The organism is Dactylosporangium siamense (assembly GCF_016862795.1).
Lineage (GTDB): Bacteria > Actinomycetota > Actinomycetes > Mycobacteriales > Micromonosporaceae > Dactylosporangium > Dactylosporangium siamense.
In genome coordinates, this window is record NZ_BONQ01000079.1 from 1 (window position 1) to 21114 (window position 21114).

The 21114-nt window shown below is 72.7% G+C and carries 13 protein-coding genes and 2 pseudogenes; 12 read left to right on the top strand and 3 right to left on the bottom strand.

The genetic code is table 11. From position 1 onward, the window contains the following. The first annotated feature begins 366 nt into the window (after positions 1–366). The 5 genes from Dsi01nite_RS25225 to Dsi01nite_RS25245 all read left to right on the top strand — a co-directional run bounded on the left by Dsi01nite_RS25225 (position 367) and on the right by Dsi01nite_RS25245 (position 4805). Positions 367–1563: a CapA family protein gene (locus Dsi01nite_RS25225; RefSeq protein ID WP_373318829.1), complete on the top strand. Its 1197-nt coding sequence runs from the start codon at positions 367–369 to the stop codon at positions 1561–1563. 108 nt (positions 1564–1671) lie between these two features. Then, complete coding sequence (gene nth, locus Dsi01nite_RS25230; RefSeq protein WP_203848760.1) at positions 1672–2355, top strand: endonuclease III; 684 nt, start codon at positions 1672–1674, stop codon at positions 2353–2355. Then, the gene (locus Dsi01nite_RS25235) at positions 2352–2966 is read left to right on the top strand and encodes a TlpA family protein disulfide reductase (RefSeq protein WP_203848728.1); all 615 of its coding nucleotides are present in this window, start codon (positions 2352–2354) and stop codon (positions 2964–2966) included. Before nth ends, Dsi01nite_RS25235 begins: the two co-directional genes overlap by 4 nt. Further along, positions 2963–3616, top strand: coding sequence for an NUDIX hydrolase (locus Dsi01nite_RS25240; RefSeq protein ID WP_203848729.1), 654 nt, complete (start codon positions 2963–2965; stop codon positions 3614–3616). The genes Dsi01nite_RS25235 and Dsi01nite_RS25240 overlap by 4 nt, the downstream gene beginning before the upstream one ends. A 4-nt stretch (positions 3617–3620) precedes the next feature. Further along, the gene (locus Dsi01nite_RS25245) at positions 3621–4805 is read left to right on the top strand and encodes a MarP family serine protease (RefSeq protein WP_275423414.1); all 1185 of its coding nucleotides are present in this window, start codon (positions 3621–3623) and stop codon (positions 4803–4805) included. 37 nt (positions 4806–4842) lie between these two features. Here Dsi01nite_RS25245 and mycP read toward each other — a convergent pair whose 3' ends face one another. Beyond that, positions 4843–6147, bottom strand: a complete 1305-nt coding sequence (mycP, locus tag Dsi01nite_RS25250) for a type VII secretion-associated serine protease mycosin (RefSeq protein ID WP_203848730.1) — start codon at positions 6145–6147, stop codon at positions 4843–4845. 259 nt (positions 6148–6406) lie between these two features. Continuing rightward, positions 6407–7741, bottom strand: a complete 1335-nt coding sequence (eccD, locus tag Dsi01nite_RS25255) for a type VII secretion integral membrane protein EccD (RefSeq protein WP_203848731.1) — start codon at positions 7739–7741, stop codon at positions 6407–6409. Positions 7742–7872: 131 nt separating this feature from the next. Here eccD and eccCa point away from each other — a divergent pair, with 131 nt between their 5' ends. Continuing rightward, on the top strand, positions 7873–11823 hold the full coding sequence (gene eccCa / locus Dsi01nite_RS25260; RefSeq protein ID WP_203848732.1) for a type VII secretion protein EccCa: 3951 nt from the start codon (positions 7873–7875) through the stop codon (positions 11821–11823). A gap of 4 nt (positions 11824–11827) precedes the next feature. Here the strand turns inward: eccCa and Dsi01nite_RS25265 are convergent, their stop codons facing one another. After that, positions 11828–12367, bottom strand: coding sequence for an inorganic diphosphatase (locus tag Dsi01nite_RS25265; protein ID WP_203848733.1), 540 nt, complete (start codon positions 12365–12367; stop codon positions 11828–11830). 133 nt (positions 12368–12500) lie between these two features. Here Dsi01nite_RS25265 and dacB point away from each other — a divergent pair, with 133 nt between their 5' ends. The 6 genes and pseudogenes from dacB to ftsH form a co-directional block, all read left to right on the top strand. Further along, a complete protein-coding gene (dacB, locus tag Dsi01nite_RS25270) occupies positions 12501–13844 on the top strand; it encodes a D-alanyl-D-alanine carboxypeptidase/D-alanyl-D-alanine endopeptidase (protein ID WP_239136156.1) in 1344 nt (447 codons plus the stop codon). Between the two features lie 74 nt (positions 13845–13918). After that, a pseudogene (locus Dsi01nite_RS25275) lies at positions 13919–14962 on the top strand (Rv3626c family coenzyme F420 biosynthesis-associated protein); the annotation flags it as partial. Between the two features lie 350 nt (positions 14963–15312). Continuing rightward, the gene (gene tilS / locus Dsi01nite_RS25280; RefSeq protein ID WP_203848736.1) at positions 15313–16281 is read left to right on the top strand and encodes a tRNA lysidine(34) synthetase TilS; all 969 of its coding nucleotides are present in this window, start codon (positions 15313–15315) and stop codon (positions 16279–16281) included. Between the two features lie 291 nt (positions 16282–16572). Next, the gene (locus Dsi01nite_RS25285; protein ID WP_203848737.1) at positions 16573–18192 is read left to right on the top strand and encodes a gamma-glutamyltransferase family protein; all 1620 of its coding nucleotides are present in this window, start codon (positions 16573–16575) and stop codon (positions 18190–18192) included. Between the two features lie 73 nt (positions 18193–18265). Continuing rightward, positions 18266–18841 (top strand): hypoxanthine phosphoribosyltransferase, encoded by a 576-nt coding sequence (hpt, locus tag Dsi01nite_RS25290; protein ID WP_203848738.1) that lies wholly within the window; start codon positions 18266–18268, stop codon positions 18839–18841. A 212-nt stretch (positions 18842–19053) separates the two neighbouring features. Continuing rightward, positions 19054–20938, top strand: a pseudogene (ftsH, locus tag Dsi01nite_RS25295) (ATP-dependent zinc metalloprotease FtsH); the annotation flags it as partial. Positions 20939–21114 lie beyond the last annotated feature (176 nt).

The window sequence follows — 21114 nt, forward strand, 5'->3', positions numbered from 1 at the left end:
GCCACCGGCACGTTCCGCGACGCTCAGCCGCCCGCGACCGGCACGTTCCGGGACGGGGCCACTGGGACCTTCCGCGACGGTCAGCCGCCGGCAGGTGGGGCGGTGTTCGGCGCTGGTGGGTCGGTCAGCGGTCCGGCGTATGGCGAGGGCCCCGCGTACGGTGACGGGCCGGGTTACGGCGATGGGCCGGCCGGTCCGTCGTTCGGCGCCGGGCAGACCACCGGGCCCGTCTACGGCGCGCAGGCGAGCGGGCCCGTCTACAGCGCCTCGCGGGCGCCGGACCCCGGGGCGACCCGAGGCCCTGAGGACCTGTTCGCGGCGCAGGCGTATCAGCCCGAGGAACGGGCCGGGCGGCGCAAACTGCCGCTGCCGGGGCAGGCGCCGCCGCAGAAGAACGGGAGCGGGCGCCGCACGGCGATCATCCTGGGAGCGCTCGCGGCGCTCATCATCGGTGCCGGGACGGCGGGGGCGGCGACGTTCCTCAGCGGTGACGACCCGGCGCCGACCAACACCGCCGCGCCGCCGGCGCAGCAGGGCACCGACCCGGCGACGCCGGGTGGCACCTCCGCGCCGGCCGCGGCCGGACCGGCCGAGGGCATCACGATGACCGCCACCGGTGACATCGTGATGGGCATGGCGCCCGGCGGGCTGCCGCCGAACAACGGCAAGGGGTTCTTCGACCCGGTCAAGAGCTTCCTCGCGGCGGACTTCCAGATGGGCAACCTGGAGCAGGTGCTGACCGACGACACCGGCGTCGGCAAGTGCTCCGCGGAGTCCGCGGGCAAGACGTGCTTCGCGTTCCGGACCCCACCGGGCTACGTGAGCAACCTCAAGGACGCCGGGTTCCACATGATGACCATGGCGAACAACCACGCGTACGACTTCGGCGAGGTCGGGTACAAGAACTCGCAGAAGGCGCTCGACGGCGCCGGGATCAAGTACACCGGCTGGCCCGGGATGATCTCGGTCGGCGAGGCCAAGGGCGTGAAGATCGCGGTCGTGGGGTTCGCCTCGTACAAGTGGTCCAACCTGTGCAGTGACCTCGACGCGGCGGAGAGCATCATCAAGGAGGCCGCGACCAAGGCCGACCTGGTCGTCGTGCAGGTCCACCAGGGCGCGGAAGGCTCCGACAAGACGCACACCAAGCCCGGCACGGAGTTCTTCCTCGGGGAGAACCGGTGCGACACGATCGCGTTCGCGCACAAGGTGATCGACGCCGGGGCCGACCTGGTCGTCGGGCACGGGCCGCACGTGATGCGGGCGATGGAGTTCTACAAGGGCCGGCTGATCGCGTACAGCCTCGGCAACTTCGCCGGATACCGGGCGCTGAGCTACAACGGCGTGGTCGGCATCGGCGGGGTGCTCAAGGTGACGCTCGGTGGCGACGGCTCGTACAAGAGCGGCTCGCTGACGGCGACGTACATGGTGGCGCCCGGTTTGCCGCAACCCGACCCGAAGAAACAGGCGATCCCGTTCGTGTCCAACCTGACGAAGCAGGACTTCCCGACCACGGGAGCGAAGATCGCCGCCGACGGGGCCATCACCGCACCGGCGGGCGGCTGATCCACCGATCGCCAACTGCCGGGCGGGCCGAGCCGCCCCGGCTCGGCGGCGACGTAAAGTCGGAGCGTGACAGAGACTGCGCTGGGGCTGAAGCGGCGTGCCCGCAGGATGGGGCGGGCACTCGCGACGATCCACCCGGACGCGCACTGCGAGCTGGATTTCGGCACCCCGCTGGAGCTCGCCGTCGCCACGATCCTGTCCGCGCAGACGACGGACGTGCGCGTCAACCAGGTGACGCCGAAGCTGTTCGCGCGCTACCCGGACGCCGCCGCCTACGCGGCCGCGGACCGCACGGAGATGCAGGACATGCTGGTGCCGCTGGGCTTCTTCCGGAACAAGACCGACTCGCTGATGAAGCTGGGCCAGGCGCTGATCGAGCGGCACGACGGCGAGGTCCCGGCCACGCTCAACCAGCTCGTCGCCCTGCCCGGGATCGGGCGCAAGACCGCCAACGTGATCCTCGGCAACGCGTTCGGGGTGCCCGGCATCACCGTCGACACCCACTTCCAGCGGCTCACGCAACGGTGGCACTGGACCACGGAGACCGATCCGGTGAAGATCGAGTCCGCCGTCGGTGGGCTGATCGAGCGCCGCGACTGGACGATGCTGTCGCACCGGGTGATCTTCCACGGGCGGCGGGTCTGTCACGCCCGCAAACCGGCGTGTGGTGCGTGCACGTTGCGGCGTGACTGCCCGTCGTACGGGATCGGCCCCACCGACCTCGAAACAGCGATCGGGCTGTTGAAGGGCCCGCGGGTCGCGGAGCTGACCGAACTGGCGCTGGCCTCATGAGGCGCGTCCTCGCCGGGTTGGTGGCCGGTGCGCTGCTCGCGCTCGCCGGGTGCACCGCGGAATCTCCGAAGACCGACGACGGCGCCGCGGCGCCGACCGGCCCGCCGTGCCTGCCGGCCGCCTCGGCCGCCGCCTCGCCGGGTCCGGCGCCGTCGTCCGCCGGCAAGCCGCTGCCCGCGATGGCCGTGCGGTGCTTCGACGGCGGCCGCTACGTCGACGTGGCGCAACTCGGCAACGCCCCGACGATTCTCAACCTGTGGCGCTCCAACTGCGAGCCGTGCCGCACGGAGCTGCCCGCCTTCCAGCGGTTCGTGACCTCGGCCGGGAGCAAGGTCCGGGTCGTCGGCGTGATCGTCATGGATTCCCGGCCGGCCGCGCAGTCGGTGATCGACGACAAACAGTTGACGTTTCCGATGCTGGAGGACCGCGACCAGCAGTTCTCGATCGCGTTGAGCCAGGTCGTGGGGAGGTCCGTCGCCAGTGCGCTGCCGGCGACGCTGTTCATCGCGCCAGGAGGTCGCATCGTTTACACGTACCAAGGGATCGCCCTCGACGACGAGAAGATCAGGGCGCTCACGGCGGCCCACCTCGGGATCGAGGTGGCGGCATGAGTGACATTCCCGACTGGTTGGAGCCGCTCCTGACCCGTCTGCGCGACGCCGAGGCGGGCGACTTCACGCGCCTGCCGACCCCGGACGACGAAGGGCAGCGGCAGAGCGCGGTGCTGGTCCTGTTCGGTGAGCAGCCGGAGAGTGGTCCCGACATCCTGGTGCTCCAGCGCGCCGCGACGATGCGCAACCACGCGGGGCAGCCGGCGTTTCCCGGCGGGGCGGTCGACCCGACCGACATCGACACGATCGCGTGCGCGCTGCGGGAGGCGGAGGAGGAGGTCGGGCTCGACCCGGCCACCGTCGAGGTCGTCGCGACCCTGCCGACCCTGTGGATCCCGGTGAGTAACTTCCTCGTCACGCCGGTGGTCGCGTGGTGGCGCTCGCCGCACCCCGTCGGGCCCGCCGATCCGGCCGAGGTGGCCCGGGTCGAGCGCCTGCCGATCCGCGATCTGGTCGACCCGGCGAACCGCCTGCGCATCCGTCACCCGAGCGGATGGATCGGTCCGGCGTTTCGGATACACGACATGTTGGTGTGGGGATTTACCGCCGGCGTGGTCTCTACGCTGCTGGAACTCGGCGGATGGGCGGTCGACTGGCCGACAGACCGGGTTGAGGAACTGCCGACACCTGGTGCCGCCACCGTAGGCTGAATGCGTGTCTGGCAGCGTGATCGATATCGTCCTAGTGCTCCTCGTGGTGATGTTCGCCGTCAACGGCTACCGCCAGGGGTTCCTCGTTGGTCTGCTGTCATTCGCCGGCTTCTTCGGCGGTGCGCTCCTCGGCCTGCAGGTCGGGCCCGTCATAGCCCAGCAGTTCGACGACGACCCGATCCGGGTCGTCGTCTCGTTGGCGGCGGTCTTCGGCCTCGCGGTCGCCGGCCAGGCCCTGGCCAGCTTCGTCGGCAACCGGCTGCGCAGCGCGATCGTCAACCGCACCGCGCAGGGCGTCGACAACGCCGGCGGCGCGGTCGTCTCCGTCGTCGCCGTGCTGGTCGTGGTCTGGCTGGTCGCCGCGCCGCTGAGCCAGTCGTCGCTGCCGTGGCTGGCGCGCTCGGTGAGCAACTCGTTCATCCTCAACGGCGTCGACAAGCTCATGCCGCAACAGGCCGACCAGCTGTCCGCCGCGCTGCGCGACACCGTCGACACGCGCGGCTTCCCCGACGTGTTCGACGGCCTGTCGCCGACCCGCGTCCGGGAGGTCGAGGCGCCGGACCCGAAGCTCGCCGGCTCCGAGCTGGTGAAGAAGTCCGAGCGGTCCGTGGTCAAGGTCCGCGGCATCGCGCAGAGCTGCTCCCGGCGCATCGAGGGCTCCGGCTTCGTCTACGCCACCGACCGCGTCATGACCAACGCCCACGTCGTCGCCGGCACCAAATCGACCACCGTCGAGGTCAACGGCTCGCAGAAGAAGGCGATCGTCGTCGCGTACGACCCCGACCGCGACCTGGCCGTCCTCTACGTCAAGGGGCTCAACGCGCCCGTCATGCCGTTCGCGACGAAGAAGGCCGAGACGAACGCCGACGCCATCGTGATCGGGTATCCGCTCGACGGGCCGTACAACGCGCAGTCCGCCCGCATCCGCGACCACCGCGAGATCACCGGCCCCGACATCTACGAGGACGGCAAGGTCACCCGCGAGATCTACACGATCCGGGCGCTGGTCCGCAGCGGCAACTCCGGCGGCCCGCTCGTCTCGCCCGACGGCACCGTCCTCGGCGTCATCTTCGCCGCCGCCGCCGACGACCAGAACACCGGCTTCGCCATCACCGCGGACGAGGCCGCCGTCGTCGCCGAGGCCGGCAAGACCCACAACGACCCCACCGGAACGGGGAAATGCGCCTAGGACCCGCCTCGCCCGGGCGCCTACTTCGACACAGGCCCTAAAAGCGGTCGTCGCGTCTGGTTCGGTGGCGGGCCAGGACCCCGGCGGCGCCGAGGATCAGGATCAGCAGCGTGGCCACGAGACCGACGGTGACGCTGCTGCCGACGGGTTCGGCGTCCGGTGACTGCCGGGCCCCGGCCAGGCCGGCCGTCTCGCTGACCGGCTGCGGGGCGGCGCCGCCCTCCTCCGTCTTCTGGGCCGCCGCGCTCGGCCGCGCCGGCTTCCCGCTCTCCGTCTTCGGCGCGGCGACGGTCAACGGGTTCGCGGCGACCTCCGCCACCGGCTCGCGCAGCGCGGCCAGGGGGTCGACCTCGCCGAACCCGTACCGGTCGTCCCGCCCCTGCGCGCCCAGATCCTTCGCGGTGCCGATCAGCCGGTTGATCACGTTCGCGGCGCTCATCCTGGGATACTTCGCCCGGATCAGCGACGCCGTCGCGGCGACCAGCGGAGCGGCGAAGCTGGTGCCCTGCACCTGCCAGTACCCGCCGCCGGGGCGCGCACCGGTGAGATTGTCGGCGGGGGCGGTCAGCACGGTCTCCGGTCCCGTCAGTGATCCGGCCCACAGCCCGCCGCCACCATTGCCACCCGCCTTCGACGGGTTCGGGCTTGCCGTCGGTTTGGCGCTCGGTGGGGTACCCCCGCTCAAACCGGCGACCGCGACAACCCCCGGCTCCCGGGCCGGATACCACACCTCGTGGATCGACGGGTCGGTCGCGATGTTGCCGGTGCACGCGACGACGACGACGTCATTGTCCGCCGCGTATCGCAACGCCTCCGCGATCTCGTCGCTGCGCAGCGCGCCGCCGAGCGACAGGTTGAGCACGGTCGCCCCGTGATCGACCGCCCAGCGGATTCCCGTGGCGATGACGGCGGGGTCGTCGTACTTGTTCAGCTTGTCGAGCACCCGCACCGGCAGGATCTTCGCCCCCGGCGCGATCCCGGCGACGCCGGCGTTGTCGTCGGCCCGCCCCGCGATCAACCCGGCGACGGTCGTGCCGTGCCCGACCGGATCGACCCGGCCGTCACCGCCGTCGACGAGATCCAGCCCGGGCAGCACCTGCCCCGCGAGATCGGGATGCGTCGCGTCGACCCCGCTGTCGAGCACCGCGATGATCACCCCGCTGCCCGTCGACACCTTCCAGGCGTCCTTCGCGTCGAGCGCGTTGAGCTGCCACTGCGCCGACCTGGTCTGGTCGGCGGCGGCCGGCTGCGCCGTGACCAGGCACGCCAGCAGCGCGAAGACCGCCGTAACGAGGCCACGGGCGGCGGCGCGGGGGAGGGAGGCGGGTGCGATGGCACCCATTCTGGACCGTGTTGGCCGGGTCTGTCAGCCTCCCGCCCCGCCGCCGGGCGATTCTTAACCAACCGCTAAACGTCCGTCGCCGGGCGGTGGCAGCCCGAGATTCTCAGGGCCGCGGTGAGCCCGTGCCGGTGGTCGATCTTGCGACCGTGATCGAAGGATGGCGGCGTGCCGCGGGGGTTGTGCCGCGATTTCGCGCGGGCGTCGGTGTCGAGAGCGGTGCCGGCGGCCGGGACGTCCCGGGCAGGTGGCGGTGGACGGGTCAGCTGAGCAGGCCGTACAGGCCCAGGACGGCGCAGGCGAGCGGCACCGTCGAGATCAGGCAGAGGATGTCGAGGATGTCGGCGGCGCGGCCGGCGTAGGGAGAAAGCGGGCGCACCGCCGCTCGCGCGCCGGTCAGGGCCACCCCAGTGCCCACGACCGCGATCAGCGCCGCCAGCGCCGGTGCGGGTGGGGCGGACCCGGCCAGGGTCGCCAGGCCGCAGCCGCCGGCCGCGAGCAGGGGTAACCGGTGGCGGACGGTGACGAACATGCGGGCACGCAGGAGCAGGGCCACCCCGGCGACCGCGACCAGGACCAGGCCGGACACGTCGCGGGAGTGGGTCAGGACGGTGGTCGCGGCGGCGGCGGTGACGGCGCAGCCGAGCAGCATGCCGGTGAGCATCTCGTCGGTGCGGGCGACGGCGGCGAAGACGCGGCCGCGGTCCGGGGGCGTGCCGAGGCCGGCGCCGGTCGCGGTGAGGTTGCCGGGGAGGGCGACGACGGGCATCGGCAGCTTGCCGAGGCGGATGGCGAGCAGCGGGGTGCCGGCCACGCCGGCGACGAGTGCCGCGAGGACGACGGCGGCGGCCGCGGCCGGGCGCAGTTGCATGGCGAGGAAGGCGCCGGTGACGCCGAGCAGGGCGGTGGTGGCGCCGGCGACGAAGAGCCGGACCAGGTGGGCGACGCCGGCGCCGGCCAGGAGCGAGGCGATGAGGAGGGCGGTCGAGGCCAGCAGGGTCCGGCCGGCGGCGTCGGTGAGCGGCGGGGCGGTGAGCCAGCCGGCGGCGGCCGCGAACGGCAGACCGCATCCGGCGAGGGTCGCGCCGGTGAGCGCGTCGCCGTAGGCGCGGGAGGCGAGCGTGCCGGCGAGGATCAGGATCAGCGCGGCGACCGCGGCCAGCAGGGGCAGGTCGCCGCGGACGGTGGCGGTGAGGGCGACGAGCAGGCCGGCGCCGGCGGCGGTGAGGGCGGCGGCGCGGGTCGCGGCGGGGCTCCAGGCGACGCCCTGGCGGCGGGCGCCGGCGGCGATCGCGTCGACCACGTCGTCGAACTCGAGCTCGGGCCAGCCCGACCGGGCCGGGACCAGGTGCAGGACGGCGCCGTCGCGGACCTCCTGGCCGGCGAGGCCGGTGGTGGTGGACAGCGCGGTGCCGTCGCCGCGGCGCAGGAGCCAGCCGCCGTGGCGCTCGCCGTCGTCGGCGAGTCCGACGCCCGCGTGCTGCAGCAGCTCGGGCAGGAGCTCGGCCACGGGCACGGCGTCGGGCAACGCGACGTCGACCCGCCGCTGGGGCGAGTTGATCGTCACGCGGGCCAGGCCGGGCGAGGCTGCGGGCATGGATTCAGATGTACCACGGTCGATGGATGGACGTCGCCCCGCCGGTACGAATCGGACGTTGTGTGATGGAGTTGTCACGCAGGATGCATCTGGGGTCCCGCTCGGGGTGCGCCGGACTTACAGTCTCTGGCGTGAGCACGGTCATCGTGAAGCGGTCGCCCCGGCGGCCCGCGCCCGAGATCCCGAGCGGCGACCTGGTGGTCCAGGCGCCGCCGGAGATCCCGCCGGTGCCGCCGTCGCGCTGGCAGCAGCTGGTCCAGGTGGTGCCGATGCTCACCGGCACCCTCGCCACCGCGCTGCTGTTCGCGGGGCGGGACGGCGGGACGTATTCGTACGTGATCGGAGCGGTGTTCGGGTTCTCGACGCTGGGCATGCTGCTGACGTCGGCCGGTGCGGGTGGTGGGCCGAAGAAGGCGGAGATGATGGCCGCCCGCCGGGACTACCTGCGGCACCTGGCGGCGCTCCGGCGGCAGGTCCGCGACACCGCCGCCAAGCAGCGCACCGGGCTGCACTACCGGCATCCCGATCCGGGCTCGCTGTGGTCGACGGCGGACAGCTTCCGGCTGTGGGAGCGGCGCCCGACCGACGGTGACTTCGCGGTGGTGCGGGTCGCGGTCGGCCCGCAGACCCTCGCCACGCCGCTGCATCCACCGCTGACCGGGCCCCTCGACGACCTGGAGCCGCTGACCGCCGGGGCGCTGCGCCGGTTCCTCGACGCCTGTTCGGTGGTGCCCGACCTGCCGGTGGCGATCTCGCTGCGCAGCTTCGCCCGGGTGCACCTGAGCGCCGAGGCTTCGCATGACGCGGCCCCGGCACTGGTGCGGGCGATGCTGGCACAGCTGGCGGTGTTCCACGCACCCGAGGACCTGCTGATCGCGGTCTGCGCCGGGCCGCACCGCCGGGAGCGGTGGGAGTGGACGAAGTGGCTGCCGCACGCGATGCACCCGACGCGCACGGACGCGGTCGGGCCGGTGCGGCTGGTGGCCGGATCCGCGGTCGAGCTGGAGGCCCTCCTCGACGACCTCCTGGCCAACCGGGCCAGGTTCGACGCGGGTCGCCCCGCCGGGCGCGGTGCCGCGCCGCACCTGGTGGTCGTGCTCGACGGTGGTGACCTGGACGGCGGCGGCCACCTCGGTGCCGACGGCGGCGTGGACGGCGTGACGTTGATCGATCTGGACGGCGCGCCGTCCCGGCTGCTCGATCCGGCCGCGATCGTGCTCGACCCGTCGGGTGGGGAGCTGGTGACGACGTCGGTGGCGGCCGATGGGGACCCGGCCGGGCCGGGGGGCCCGATCGGCGTGCCCGACGCCGTGGCGCTCGCCGAGGTCGAGGCGCTCGCCCGTCGCCTGGCACCGCTGCGGTTGGCGGTTGTCGGCGGCACCGATGACGAAAACGGCAACCGGGACACCGGCGCCGACCTGGCGGCGCTGCTGGCGCTCGACGACCCCTGGTCGCTGGACGTCACGAGGGCATGGGCACCGCGCCCGCACCGCGCCCGGCTGCGGGTGCCGATCGGGGTGGGGCCGCAGGGGCAGCCGGTGGAGATCGACCTGAAGGAGTCGGCGCAGGACGGGATGGGCCCGCACGGGCTGCTGATCGGCGCGACCGGGTCCGGCAAGTCGGAGCTGCTGCGCACGCTGGTGCTCGGCCTGGCCGCCACGCACTCGTCCGAGACGCTCAACTTCGTGCTCATCGACTTCAAGGGCGGCGCGACGTTCGCCCGGTTGGACAGGCTGCCGCACGTCGCCGCGTTCATCACCAACCTGGAGGCGGAGCTGCCGCTGGTCGACCGCATGACCGACGCGATCAACGGCGAGGTCGTGCGGCGCCAGGAGGTGCTGCGCCGGGCCGGTGAGTACGACTCGGTCCGCGACTACGAACGGGCCCGCGCCGGCGGCGCACCGCTCGCGCCGCTGCCGAGCCTGCTCGTGGTCTGCGACGAGTTCAGCGAGCTGCTGGAGGCCAAGCCGGACTTCATCGACCTGTTCGTGCAGATCGGGCGGGTCGGCCGGTCGCTGGGCGTGCACCTGCTGCTGGCCTCGCAACGGCTCGAGGAGGGCCGGCTGCGCGGCCTCGACACGCACCTGTCCTACCGGGTGGGGCTGCGGACGTTCTCGTCGCTGGAGTCGCGCACGGTGCTCGGCGTCCCCGACGCGTACGAGCTGCCGCGCTCACCCGGCCACGGCTACCTCAAGTCCGGCACCGAGCCGCTGACCAGGTTCAAGGCCGCGTACGTGTCGGGCGTGCACCATCAACCCGGGCGAGCCGGTGCGGCTGCGGAGCCGGGGCGGCGGGTCGCGGTCTACGACACGCGGTTCGCGCCGCCCCGGGCGCCCTCGGAGGAGCCGCCGGACTCGCAGGAGCCCTCGGGAAGCCTGCTCGACATCCTCGTCGACCGGCTGGTCGGTCAGGGTGTCCCCGCGCACCAGGTGTGGTTGCCGCCGCTGAGCACGCCGGCGTCGATCGACGAGCTGCTCGGCCCGGTCGCGGTCGAGGCGGGCCGCGGCCTGAGCGTCGCCGACCCCCGGCTGCGCGGGGCGTTGCAGGTGCCGGTCGCGCTGGTCGACAAGCCGCTCCTGCAGCGCCGCGACGTGCTGTGGTTCAACCTGGACAGTGCCAACGGGCACGTCGCCGTCGTCGGCGGCACGCAGAGCGGCAAGTCGGTGGCGCTGCGCACCCTGATCGTCGGGCTCGCCCTGACCCACACGCCCGCCGAGATCCAGGTGTACTGCCTCGACTTCGGCGGTGGGCAGCTGCTCGGCCTGCGGGACCTGCCACACGTCGGCGGGGTGGCCGGACGGCTCGACCCGGCCGCGGTCCGCCGTACCGTCGGCGAGGTCGCGGCGCTGCTCAACGACCGGGAGCGGCGCTTCGCCGAGACGGACGTGGACAGCATGGCCACGTATCGGCGCCGACGGGCGACGGCCGGCGCGGCCGATCCCTGGGGCGACGTGTTCCTGGTCATCGACGGCTGGGCAACCGTCCGCGGCGACTACGAGGACCTCGAGAGCACGATCACCGACATCGCGACCCGGGGCCTGTCCTACGGCATCCACGTCGCCGCGTCCGCGTCGCGCTGGATGGACTTCCGGCCGGCGCTGCGGGACCTGCTCGGCTCCCGGATCGAGCTGCGGCTCGGCGACGAGAGCGACTCCCTCGCGTCGCGCAAGGCCGCCGCGAACGTGCCGAAGGAGGCGCCGGGGCGGGGCGTCACCTCCGACGGGCTGCACCTGCTGGCCGCCCTGCCGAAGCTGGCCGGCGGTGACCAGGCGGACCTGGTCAAGGCGGTCGCGGCGGGCTGGACCGGCGCCGCGGCGCCGAGGGTGCGGCTGTTGCCGGCCCTCGTGCCGCACGCGGCGGTGGCCGGCGACGCCGACCCGGCCAACCCGCTCGACCTGCCGGTCGGCATCGCCGAGACCGACCTGCGCCCGGCCCGGGTCGACCTCGGCGCGGAGCCGCACCTGCTGGTCTTCGGCGACGCCGGCTCGGGCAAGTCGACGCTGCTGCGCGGCCTGGCCACGACGATCAGCGACCGGTTCACGCCCGAGGAGGCGCGGATCGTGCTCGTCGACCACCGGCGCAGCCTGCTCGGCGCGGTGCGGACCGAACACCTCATCGGCTATGGCACCGGCGCGCAGCAGACCGAGGACCTCGTCGCCTCGGTCGCCGCCTACATGCAGCGGCGCCTGCCGGGGCCCGACGTCACCCAGGACCAGCTGCGCACCCGCGGCTGGTGGACCGGGCCGGAGTGCTTCGTGCTGGTCGACGACTACGACCTGGTCGTCGCCGGACCCGGCAACCCGATCGATCCGCTGCTGCCCTACCTCGCGCAGGCCCGCGACGTCGGCCTGCACCTGATCGTGGCGCGGCGCAGCGGCGGTGCGTCCCGCGCCCTGTTCGAGCCGGTGCTGCAGCGGTTGCGGGAGCTGTCCTCACCCGGCCTGCTGCTGTCCGGGGACAGGGAGGAGGGCGCGCTGCTCGGCAACATCCGCCCCGGTCCGCTGCCGCCGGGGCGGGGCTGGCTGGTCACCCGCCGCGACGGCGCGCGCCTGATCCAGGTCGCGCACGTCGAGGCGGGCTGAAGCGCTACTCGGTCGGGCGCGCGGTCGGGGCGACGCCCGGGTCGTGATAGGTGCCGTCGGCGATCGCGTCCTGGTAGCGCTTGCGGGAGGCGGCGATCTCGGCCTCGGCCTCGACCCGGCCCACCCACGTGGCGCCCTCGACGCTCTTGCCCGGCTCCAGGTCCTTGTAGACCTCGAAGAAGTGCTGGATCTCCAGCCGGTCGAACTCGCCCAGGTGGTGGATGTCGCGCAGGTGCTCCAGGCGGGGGTCCTCCGCGGGCACGCAGAGCACCTTGTCGTCGCCGCCCTTCTCGTCCGTCATGCGGAACATGCCGATCGCCCGCGAGCGGATCAGGCAGCCCGGAAACGTCGGGGACTGCACCAGCACGAGCGCGTCGAGCGGATCCTCGTCCTGGCCGAGCGTGCCCTCGATGAAGCCGTAGTCAGCCGGGTACTGCGTCGAGGTGAACAGCGTCCTGTCGAGCCGGATCCGGCCCGTCGCATGGTCAACCTCGTACTTGTTGCGTTGACCTTTCGGGATTTCGACCGTCACGTCGAAGTCCATCTGATGACTCCTCACCCTCGCACCGCTGCGCCGACCATTAGTCTCCCTGACAGCACCACGGTGGAACGGGGAGGGTCCGTTGGCGAGGGAAAGACCACAGGTTGGCACCGTTGTCGCGGCCATCGCGCTGGTCGTGGCGCTTGTCGCCGCGCTGGGCTCGGTGTACGCGGGACCGCAGACCATCCGGCTGCTGGGCCTCGCCGAGCCGGACGGACAGGCCAGATGGACCGCCGGCGTCACGCCCGAGCTTCCACCCGCGGTCCTGGCCGCGATGGACAGCCAGGCGCCGCTGCCCTCGCCGGACGGGGTGAAGGCGGCCCTGACGTCGTTGCTTGCCGCGCCCGCGCTCGGGCCGCACATCACCGCCTCCGTCGTGGACGTGGCGACCGGGCAGGTCCTGTTCTCCTCCGAGCCCGACGCGGCGATGACCCCGGCCTCCACCACGAAGATCGTCACGGCCGTGACGGCTCTCGCGGCGCGCGGACCGGCGTATCGCATCCCGACCCGCGTCGTCGCCGGCGCGCAGCCGGGTGAGGTCGTGATCGTCGCGGGCGGCGACCCGACCCTCGCCGTGTTCCCGAACCCGTACTACCCGGGATCCGCCCGGCTCGACGACCTGGCCGCGCAGGTGAAGAAGGCACTCGGCGACACGGCACCGACGAAGGTCGTCTACGACAACTCCGTGTTCACCCCCGGATCCGGGATCGGTCCGGGCTGGGACGCCGACGCCACCACCGCGGGCTCCGGCGCGGTGATCACCCCCCTGATGACCGAGGGCGGCCGGCCGAACCGGGCTCCGTATGCCGTGCGGTACCCCCAGCCGGACGTCCAGGCCGCGCAGGCGTTCGCGAAGATGCTCGGGTTGCCGCCCGCCGCCGCCGTCGCGGGGACGGCGCCCGCGGGCGCGCAGGAACTCGGCAAGGTCGAGTCGGCGCCGATGGTGCGGCTGGTCGAGTTCATGCTGACGGAGAGCGACAACGTGCTCGCCGACATCCTCGCCCGGCAGGTTGCCCTGGCCAAGGGCCAGCCGGCGTCGTTCGAGGGCGGTTCCGCCGCCATGCGGGCCGTGCTGGAGGAGCTGAACCTGCCCGTGACCGGATACGGGCTGGTCGACGGCAGCGGATTCTCCCGCAACGACCGGCTGTCTCCGGCGCTGCTCACCACGCTCCTGGCGACCGCCGCCCGCTCCGACCGGGCCGACCTGCACGGGATCTTCAGCGGCCTGCCGGTCGCCGGGTATTCGGGAACCCTGACCGGACGGTTCGTCAAAGCGCAGGAAGGTGCCGGCGCGGCCGGGTTGGTCCGGGCCAAGACGGGCACGCTCACCGGCGTCAACTCGCTCGCCGGGATCGTCGTGGATGCCGACGGGCGGACCCTCGCGTTCGCGTTCATGGCCGATCAGACCACCGACCGTGACAAGGCCGTCGTCGCGCTCGACCGGGTCGCGGCCGCGCTCGCCGCCTGTGGCTGCCGGTAGCTGAGTCGTCGCCGAGGGTCGACTCCGGGTCTTCTCAGCAGCAGACCGTGGCCGGGCGCGGGTACGGTGGGTTCATGGCGCAGTTCGTCGATTGGGATCTGGCCGCGGCAACCGCCGCGGCGTTGGGCAAGAGCGGCCCTGCCGTGTCCTACGAGGAGGCCGCCGCCGCCGTCACCGATCTCCGGGGGCTGGCGGACGAGGCGACCGAGCACGTCAGCTCCTTCACCGGCCTGCGCACGAAGCTTCTCGCACCGCCGGTGCGCATCGTCGACCGCCGCGACTGGGCGGCGACCAACATCGAAGGCCTCCGGCAGGTGATCCAGCCCCTGGCCGAGCGGCTCGCCGGCGGCAAACAGCCGGGGCCGATCACCAGCGCGATCGGGTCACGGTTCACCGGTGTCCAGGCGGGCACCGTGCTGGCGTACCTGTCGGGCAAGGTCCTCGGGCAGTATGAGGTCTTCTCCGCGGACCCCGGCCAGCTGCTCCTGGTCGCCCCCAACATCGTCGAGGCGGAGCGCCGGCTGGGCGCCGAACCCCGCGACTTCCGGCTCTGGGTGTGCCTGCACGAGGTCACCCACCGGGTCCAGTTCACCGCGGTCCCCTGGATGCGGGGCTATTTCCTGGGTGAGGTCGGCGCGTTCGTGGACGCGTCCCAGCTCAACCAGGACCAGCTCGCCGAGCGGCTCCGCCGTGGCATCGGCGCCCTCGCCGACGTGGTCCGCGACCCCAACAGCAAGATCTCCGTGCTCGACCTGGTCCAGACGCCCGGCCAGCGGGCCGTGCTCGACCGGCTCACCGCGCTGATGACGGTCCTGGAGGGGCACGCCGAGTTCGTCATGGACGGCGTCGGCCCCGAGGTGGTGCCCTCGGTCGAGGAGATCCGGGCCAAGTTCAACCGGCGCCGCGAGTCGACCGCCAACCCCCTCGACCGGGTGCTGCGCAAGCTGCTCGGCGTCGACGTGAAGATGCGCCAGTATGCGGAGGGCCGCAAGTTCGTCCACGCGGTCGTGGAGCGGGTCGGCATGGACGGCTTCAACAAGATCTGGCAGTCGCCGCTGACCATTCCGCGGCTCGACGAGCTCGGCGACCCCGACGCGTGGGTCGTGCGGGTGCTCGGCGCGAGCGCGCTGAGCCGGTCCGTCGCCGTCCCGCCCGTCGCACAGGCCGCGACCGCCCCGTCCCCGGCGGCGTCCCCCGCCAAGGCGGGAGTCGTCGAGGTCCCGCCGGCGCCCGTGCCGACGTTGCCCGAGCCGGTGGAGGCCGCCTCGGCCGAGGCCGGCGTGGCGGAGCCGACCGAGGTGGCGGGCCTGACGGCCGAGGAGGCCACGGCAACGCCCCCGGTCACCACGGCGACCACGACCGTTGAGCCCGTCAACGAGGCGGAGCCGGCGGCGAAGGCGGACGAGGGCGACGAGGGCGACGGCACCCAGGAGCAGCCGGCCAAGCCCGACGCCATCGGCTGATCGCGATGGCCGCGCTGCCGCCGGCCGTGGCCGCGGTGCGTGCCGCGGTCCGGCGTGGCTTGGCCGACGTGTCGCCGGGCGACATGGTGCTGGTGGCCTGCTCGGGCGGCGCCGACTCGCTCGCGCTCGCCGTGGCGGCCAGGTTCGTCACCCAGCGCATGCGGACGCACTGTGGCCTGGTCACGGTCGACCACGGCCTGCAAACGGGCTCTACGGAGCGGGCCGCCCGGCTCGCCGGGTGGGCGAGGGACCACGAGTTCGACCCGGTGGACGTGCGGACCGTCAAGGTCGGCGGGCACGGAGGGCCGGAGGCGTCGGCCCGCAACGCCCGGTATGCGGCGCTGGTCGCGGCCGCGAAGGCGCACCGGGCGGTCCTGGTCCTGCTCGGCCACACCCGCGACGACCAGGCCGAGACGGTGCTGCTGGCGCTGACCCGCGGTGCTGGTCCGCACGGGCTGGCCGGGATGCCGGCCCGGCGGGAGCGGCAGGGGGTGCTGTTCGCCCGGCCGCTGCTGGACGTGACGCGGGCCGACACCAGAGCGGCGTGCGAGGTGGCGGGGCTGAGCCCGTGGGAGGACCCGCACAACACCGATCACGCGTATGCCCGCTCGCGCGTCCGGCCGCTGGTCGCGGCACTGGGGCCGGCCGTGATCGACAACCTCGCCCGGACCGCGGGTCTGATCGCCGCCGACACCGCGCTGCTCGACGAGCTCGCCTCGGACGCGTTCGACAAGGCGGTCGTCGGGGTGGACGAGCTGGACGTCGCCCAGCTGGAGCGGCTGCCGGCGCCGGTCCGCACGCGGGTGCTGCACTCGTGGGCCCGCCGGCTCGGTGTGTCCGGGGGTGCGCTGTCGCACCCTCACGTGGTGGCCATGGACGCGCTGGTCACCGACTGGCACGGGCAGGGGCCGGCGGCGCTGCCGGGCGGGCTGCGGGTGGCCCGGCAGGGCGGCAGGCTGCGCCGCATCGCCTGAGCGGCAGAGTGCGCGGCGCGCTGTTCGGCGGCGGGCTGTGGCGGTCGCGGGCTGGTCGTCCGCGCGACTGACGGCCGCGCGACCGCGGGTGCCTTCGAGCGGCCGGGTTGTCGGCGGCGTCGGATGGGCGGGTTCGTGGATCCGATCGTGGTGACCGGTGTGCTTCCGGGGGTGCCGTGGGTTCAGTGGGTCGGTGCGGGGCTGGTCGCCGATCGGCATGGGTGGGGTGGCCGGGTGGCTGCGGGCGCCGGGCCGGGCACCCGGGTGTGCCGCATCGCTTAAGATCCACAGATGTCGAAGGACCTGCACCCGCACCGGCCCGTGTACGCGCCGCGGGGCGTCGTGGCGACCGCCCAGCCGCTCGCCGCGTCGGCGGGGCTGGCGGTGCTGCGGCGCGGTGGCAACGCCGTGGACGCGGCCATCGCGACCGCTGCCGCGCTGACGGTGCTCCAGCCGGGTTCGAACGACATCGGCAGCGACCTGTTCGCCCTGGTGTGGGACGGCTCACAGCTGCACGGTCTGAACGCCTCCGGGCGGTCGCCGGCGCTGCTGACCCGGGACCTCGTCGTCCAGCGCGAGCCGTCGGCGCGTGCCGCGTCCGCGCTCGGCGGCGCGCAGGCCGTCGCGGGCCAGGTCATGCCGGCCCGCGGCTGGCTGCCCGTGACCGTGCCCGGCGCCCCGGCCGGCTGGCGTGACCTGCACGGACGGTTCGGCTCGCTGCCGTTCGCGGAGCTGTTCGAGGACGCGGTCGCATACGCCGAGCACGGCTACGGGGTGTCGCCGACCGTCGCGCATCACTGGGACCGGGCCGTCGAGGTGGTCCACGCGGGGCTGGCCGGCGATGAGTTCACCGAGTGGAGCCGGGTGTTCACGCACGGCGGTCGGGCGCCGCGGGCCGGGGAGCGGTTCCGCAACCCGGACGCCGCCCGGACGCTGCGGTCGATCGCGGCGACCGGTGGTGAGTCGTTCTACCGGGGCGAGCTCGCCGAGGCGCTCGTGGCGCACGCCGAGCGGACGGGCGGGCTGCTGCGGGAGGCCGACCTGGCGGAGCACGCGTCGCTGTGGGTCGAGCCGCTCTCCGCGCGGTACCGCGGGCACGACGTCTGGGAGCTGCCGCCGAACGGGCAGGGCATCGCCGCGCTGCAGGCCCTGGGCATCCTGGAAGGGTTCGACGCGGGAGGCGAGGACGACCTGCACCGGCAGATCGAGGCGGTGAAACTCGGTTTCGCCGACGCGCATGCGTACGTGGGGGACCCTGCGCTGGCCGTACCGCCGCCGCATCTTCTGGATCTTGATTATCTGGCGGAGCGCCGGGCGCGCATCGGCCGGCGGGCGGCCGAGCACCCGCCCGGTGACCCGGCCCGGGGCGGGACGGTCTACCTCTGCACGGCCGATGCCGACGGGCGCATGGTCAGCCTGATCCAGTCCAACTACATGGGATTCGGCTCGCACGTCGTGGTGCCCGGCACCGGCTTCAGCCTGCAGAACCGGGGCGCCGGGTTCGCGCTCGCCGAGGGTCATCCGAACGAGGTCGGACCGCGCCGGCGGCCGTTCCACACGATCATCCCTGGGTTCCTGACCAGGGACGGCGCCGCGGTCGGGCCGTTCGGCGTCATGGGCGGACACATGCAGCCGCAGGGCCATGTCCAGGTGGTCCGCTCGACCGTCGACGACCTGCTGGACCCGCAGGCCGCGCTCGACCGGCCGCGTTGGTACTGGCACACGGGGCTGGACGTGCGCCTCGAGCCGGGCCTCGCCGGCGCCGCCGACGACCTGCGGCGACGCGGTCACCAGGTGCGCGTGGTGGAGGAGCAGGGCGCCTTCGGCTACGGCCAGGCGATCTGGCGCACGCCGTCCGGCTACGTCGCCGGCTCCGAGCCCCGGGCCGACGGCGCGGCGCTGGGCTTCTGACGCCGCTGCGACGAGAGTCTCTCGGGGGTGACCCGCCGTCGATCCGGAAGGGCCGATACGGCAGGCTAGGCGCATGGCCGACGGCACCACCTGGCACGCGTCCGACATCGACCACGTGATCATCAGCGAGGAGCAGATCCGCGACAAGACGGCGGAGCTCGCCAAGCAGGTGGCGGCGGACTACGCCGGCGCCGAGTCCATCCTCCTCGTCGGTGTGCTCAAGGGCGCCGTCATGTTCATGGCGGACTTCGCCCGTGCGCTGGGCCGGGTCGGCCCTCCGGTCGAGCTCGAGTTCATGGCCGTGTCCTCGTACGGTCAGGGCACGACGTCCTCCGGCGTGGTGCGCATCCTCAAGGACCTGGACCGCGACATCGCCGGCCGTCACGTGATCGTGGTCGAGGACATCGTCGACTCGGGGCTCACGCTCTCGTGGCTGCTCAAGTACCTGCAGAGCCGCTCCGCGGCCCAGGTCGACGTGGTGGCGCTGCTGCGCAAGCCCGATGCGCTGAGAGTGAACGTGCCGGTGCGATATGTCGGGTACGACATCCCCAGCGAGTTCGTCGTCGGCTACGGGCTCGACTACGCCGAGCGGTACCGTGACCTGCCCTTCGTCGGGGTGCTCAAGCCCTCGGTCTACGGCCGCGGCTGACCCCGGTCTTCCTGGGAGTCTGCTGGGAGCATTCCGTCGGCGGCCCACGCCGATCCGCGACTGTCGGTGCCACGGTGTACCGTCAAATGGTCACGAGCGTCAACTGAGCCATACTCCCCGACGCTTGCGACATCGCGTCGGCACAGTGGGTCCGGCGTGGTCAGCGGTCTTACGGATGGAGGGGCCGGGCGCCGCGTGTGCCCGACGACAACATGGAACGTACCCGTTTGTTCCGCCGGCCGGTGGTCTGGATCCTCCTGGTGATCATCGGTGCGATCGTCCTCAGTTCCTTCTTCACGTCCGGCCCCAGTTACACGAAGGCGGACACATCGCAGGTGCTTGCCCTGTTGCGTGAGGGCAAGGCCAAGAAGGCGGTGATCCAGGACAAGGAACAGACCCTCAGGCTCGAACTGAGGAACAAGGAAACGATCAACAAGACCAAGACGGACAAGGTCGAAACCCAGTTCACCTCGCAGTTCGCCGACGAGCTCCAGAACGAGCTCGCCACGCTGCAGGCGGACAAGAAGGTCGACCAGTACAACGTCAATGTCACTCAGGACAACATCTTCCTCAGCCTGCTGATCAACCTGCTGCCGATCGCCGTGCTGGTCGTGCTGCTGCTGCTCTTCATGTCGCAGATGCAGGGCGGCGGCTCGCGGGTGCTCAACTTCGGCAAGTCGAAGGCCAAACTGATCTCCAAGGACACGCCGAAGACGACCTTCGCCGACGTGGCCGGCTCCGACGAGGCCGTCGAAGAGCTGCACGAGATCAAGGACTTCCTGCAGGCCCCGGCCAAGTACCAGGCCCTCGGCGCCAAGATCCCGAAGGGCGTCCTGCTCTACGGTCCTCCCGGCACCGGTAAGACGCTGCTGGCCCGCGCCGTCGCCGGCGAGGCCGGCGTGCCGTTCTACTCGATCTCCGGTTCCGACTTCGTCGAGATGTTCGTCGGTGTCGGTGCCTCCCGGGTCCGGGACCTGTTCGAGCAGGCCAAGGCCAACGCGCCCGCGATCGTCTTCGTCGACGAGATCGACGCCGTCGGCCGCCACCGCGGCGCCGGCATGGGCGGCGGGCACGACGAGCGCGAGCAGACGCTCAACCAGCTGCTCGTCGAGATGGACGGCTTCGACACCAAGGGCGGCGTGATCCTGATCGCGGCCACCAACCGGCCCGACATCCTCGACCCGGCCCTGCTGCGCCCCGGCCGCTTCGACCGGCAGATCCCCGTCGACCGGCCCGACATGGAGGGCCGCAAGGCGATCCTGCGGGTCCACGCGAAGGGCAAGCCGTTCACGCCCGACGTCGACCTCGACTCGGTCGCTCGCCGCACGCCCGGCTTCACGGGCGCGGACCTGGCCAACGTCATCAACGAGTCGGCGCTGCTGACCGCCCGTCACGAGAAGCGGGCGATCACCAACGACTACCTCGAAGAGGCGATCGACCGGGTCATCGCCGGCCCCGAGCGGCGCACCCGCATCATGAGCGACCACGAGAAGCGGGTCACCGCCTATCACGAGGGTGGCCACGCGCTGGTCGCCTGGGCGCTGCCGCACTCCGCGCCGGTGCACAAGGTGACGATCCTGTCCCGCGGCCGCTCGCTGGGTCACACGCTGGTCCTGCCGACCGAGGACAAGTACACGCAGACCCGCTCCGAGATGATCGACACCCTGGCGTACGCGCTGGGTGGCCGGGCCGCCGAGGAGCTCATCTTCCACGAGCCGACCACCGGCGCCGGCAACGACATCGAGAAGGCGACCGCGCTCGCCCGCTCGATGATCACGGAGTACGGCATGAGCGCCAAGCTCGGCGCCATCAAGTACGGCGTCGGCGACGGCGAGCCGTTCCTCGGCCGCACGATGGGCCACGAGCGGGACTACTCGGAGAAGGTCGCGGCCGAGATCGACGGCGAGATGCGCGCCCTCATCGAGATCGCGCACGACGAGGCGTGGGAGATCCTGGTCGAATACCGCGACGTGCTCGACCAGATCGTCGAGGAGCTGTTCGAGAAGGAGACCATCTCCCAGGCCGACATGGCCCGCATCTGCGCCCGCGTGGTCAAGCGGCCTCCGATGGCGCCGTACAGCGGCAACGGCCGCCGGCGGCGGGCCCTCGAGGCCGGTGCCAACGGCTCCGACGTCGGCCAGCCGGTCGGCGTGAACGGCGACGGTGACCAGGTCCGGATCACCAGCGGCGGCGAGACCACGGACGGCAAGAACTGAGCGAGATCAGCAGCACCGAGCCCGACGCCGACGATGACGGCGCCGGGCTCGGTGCAT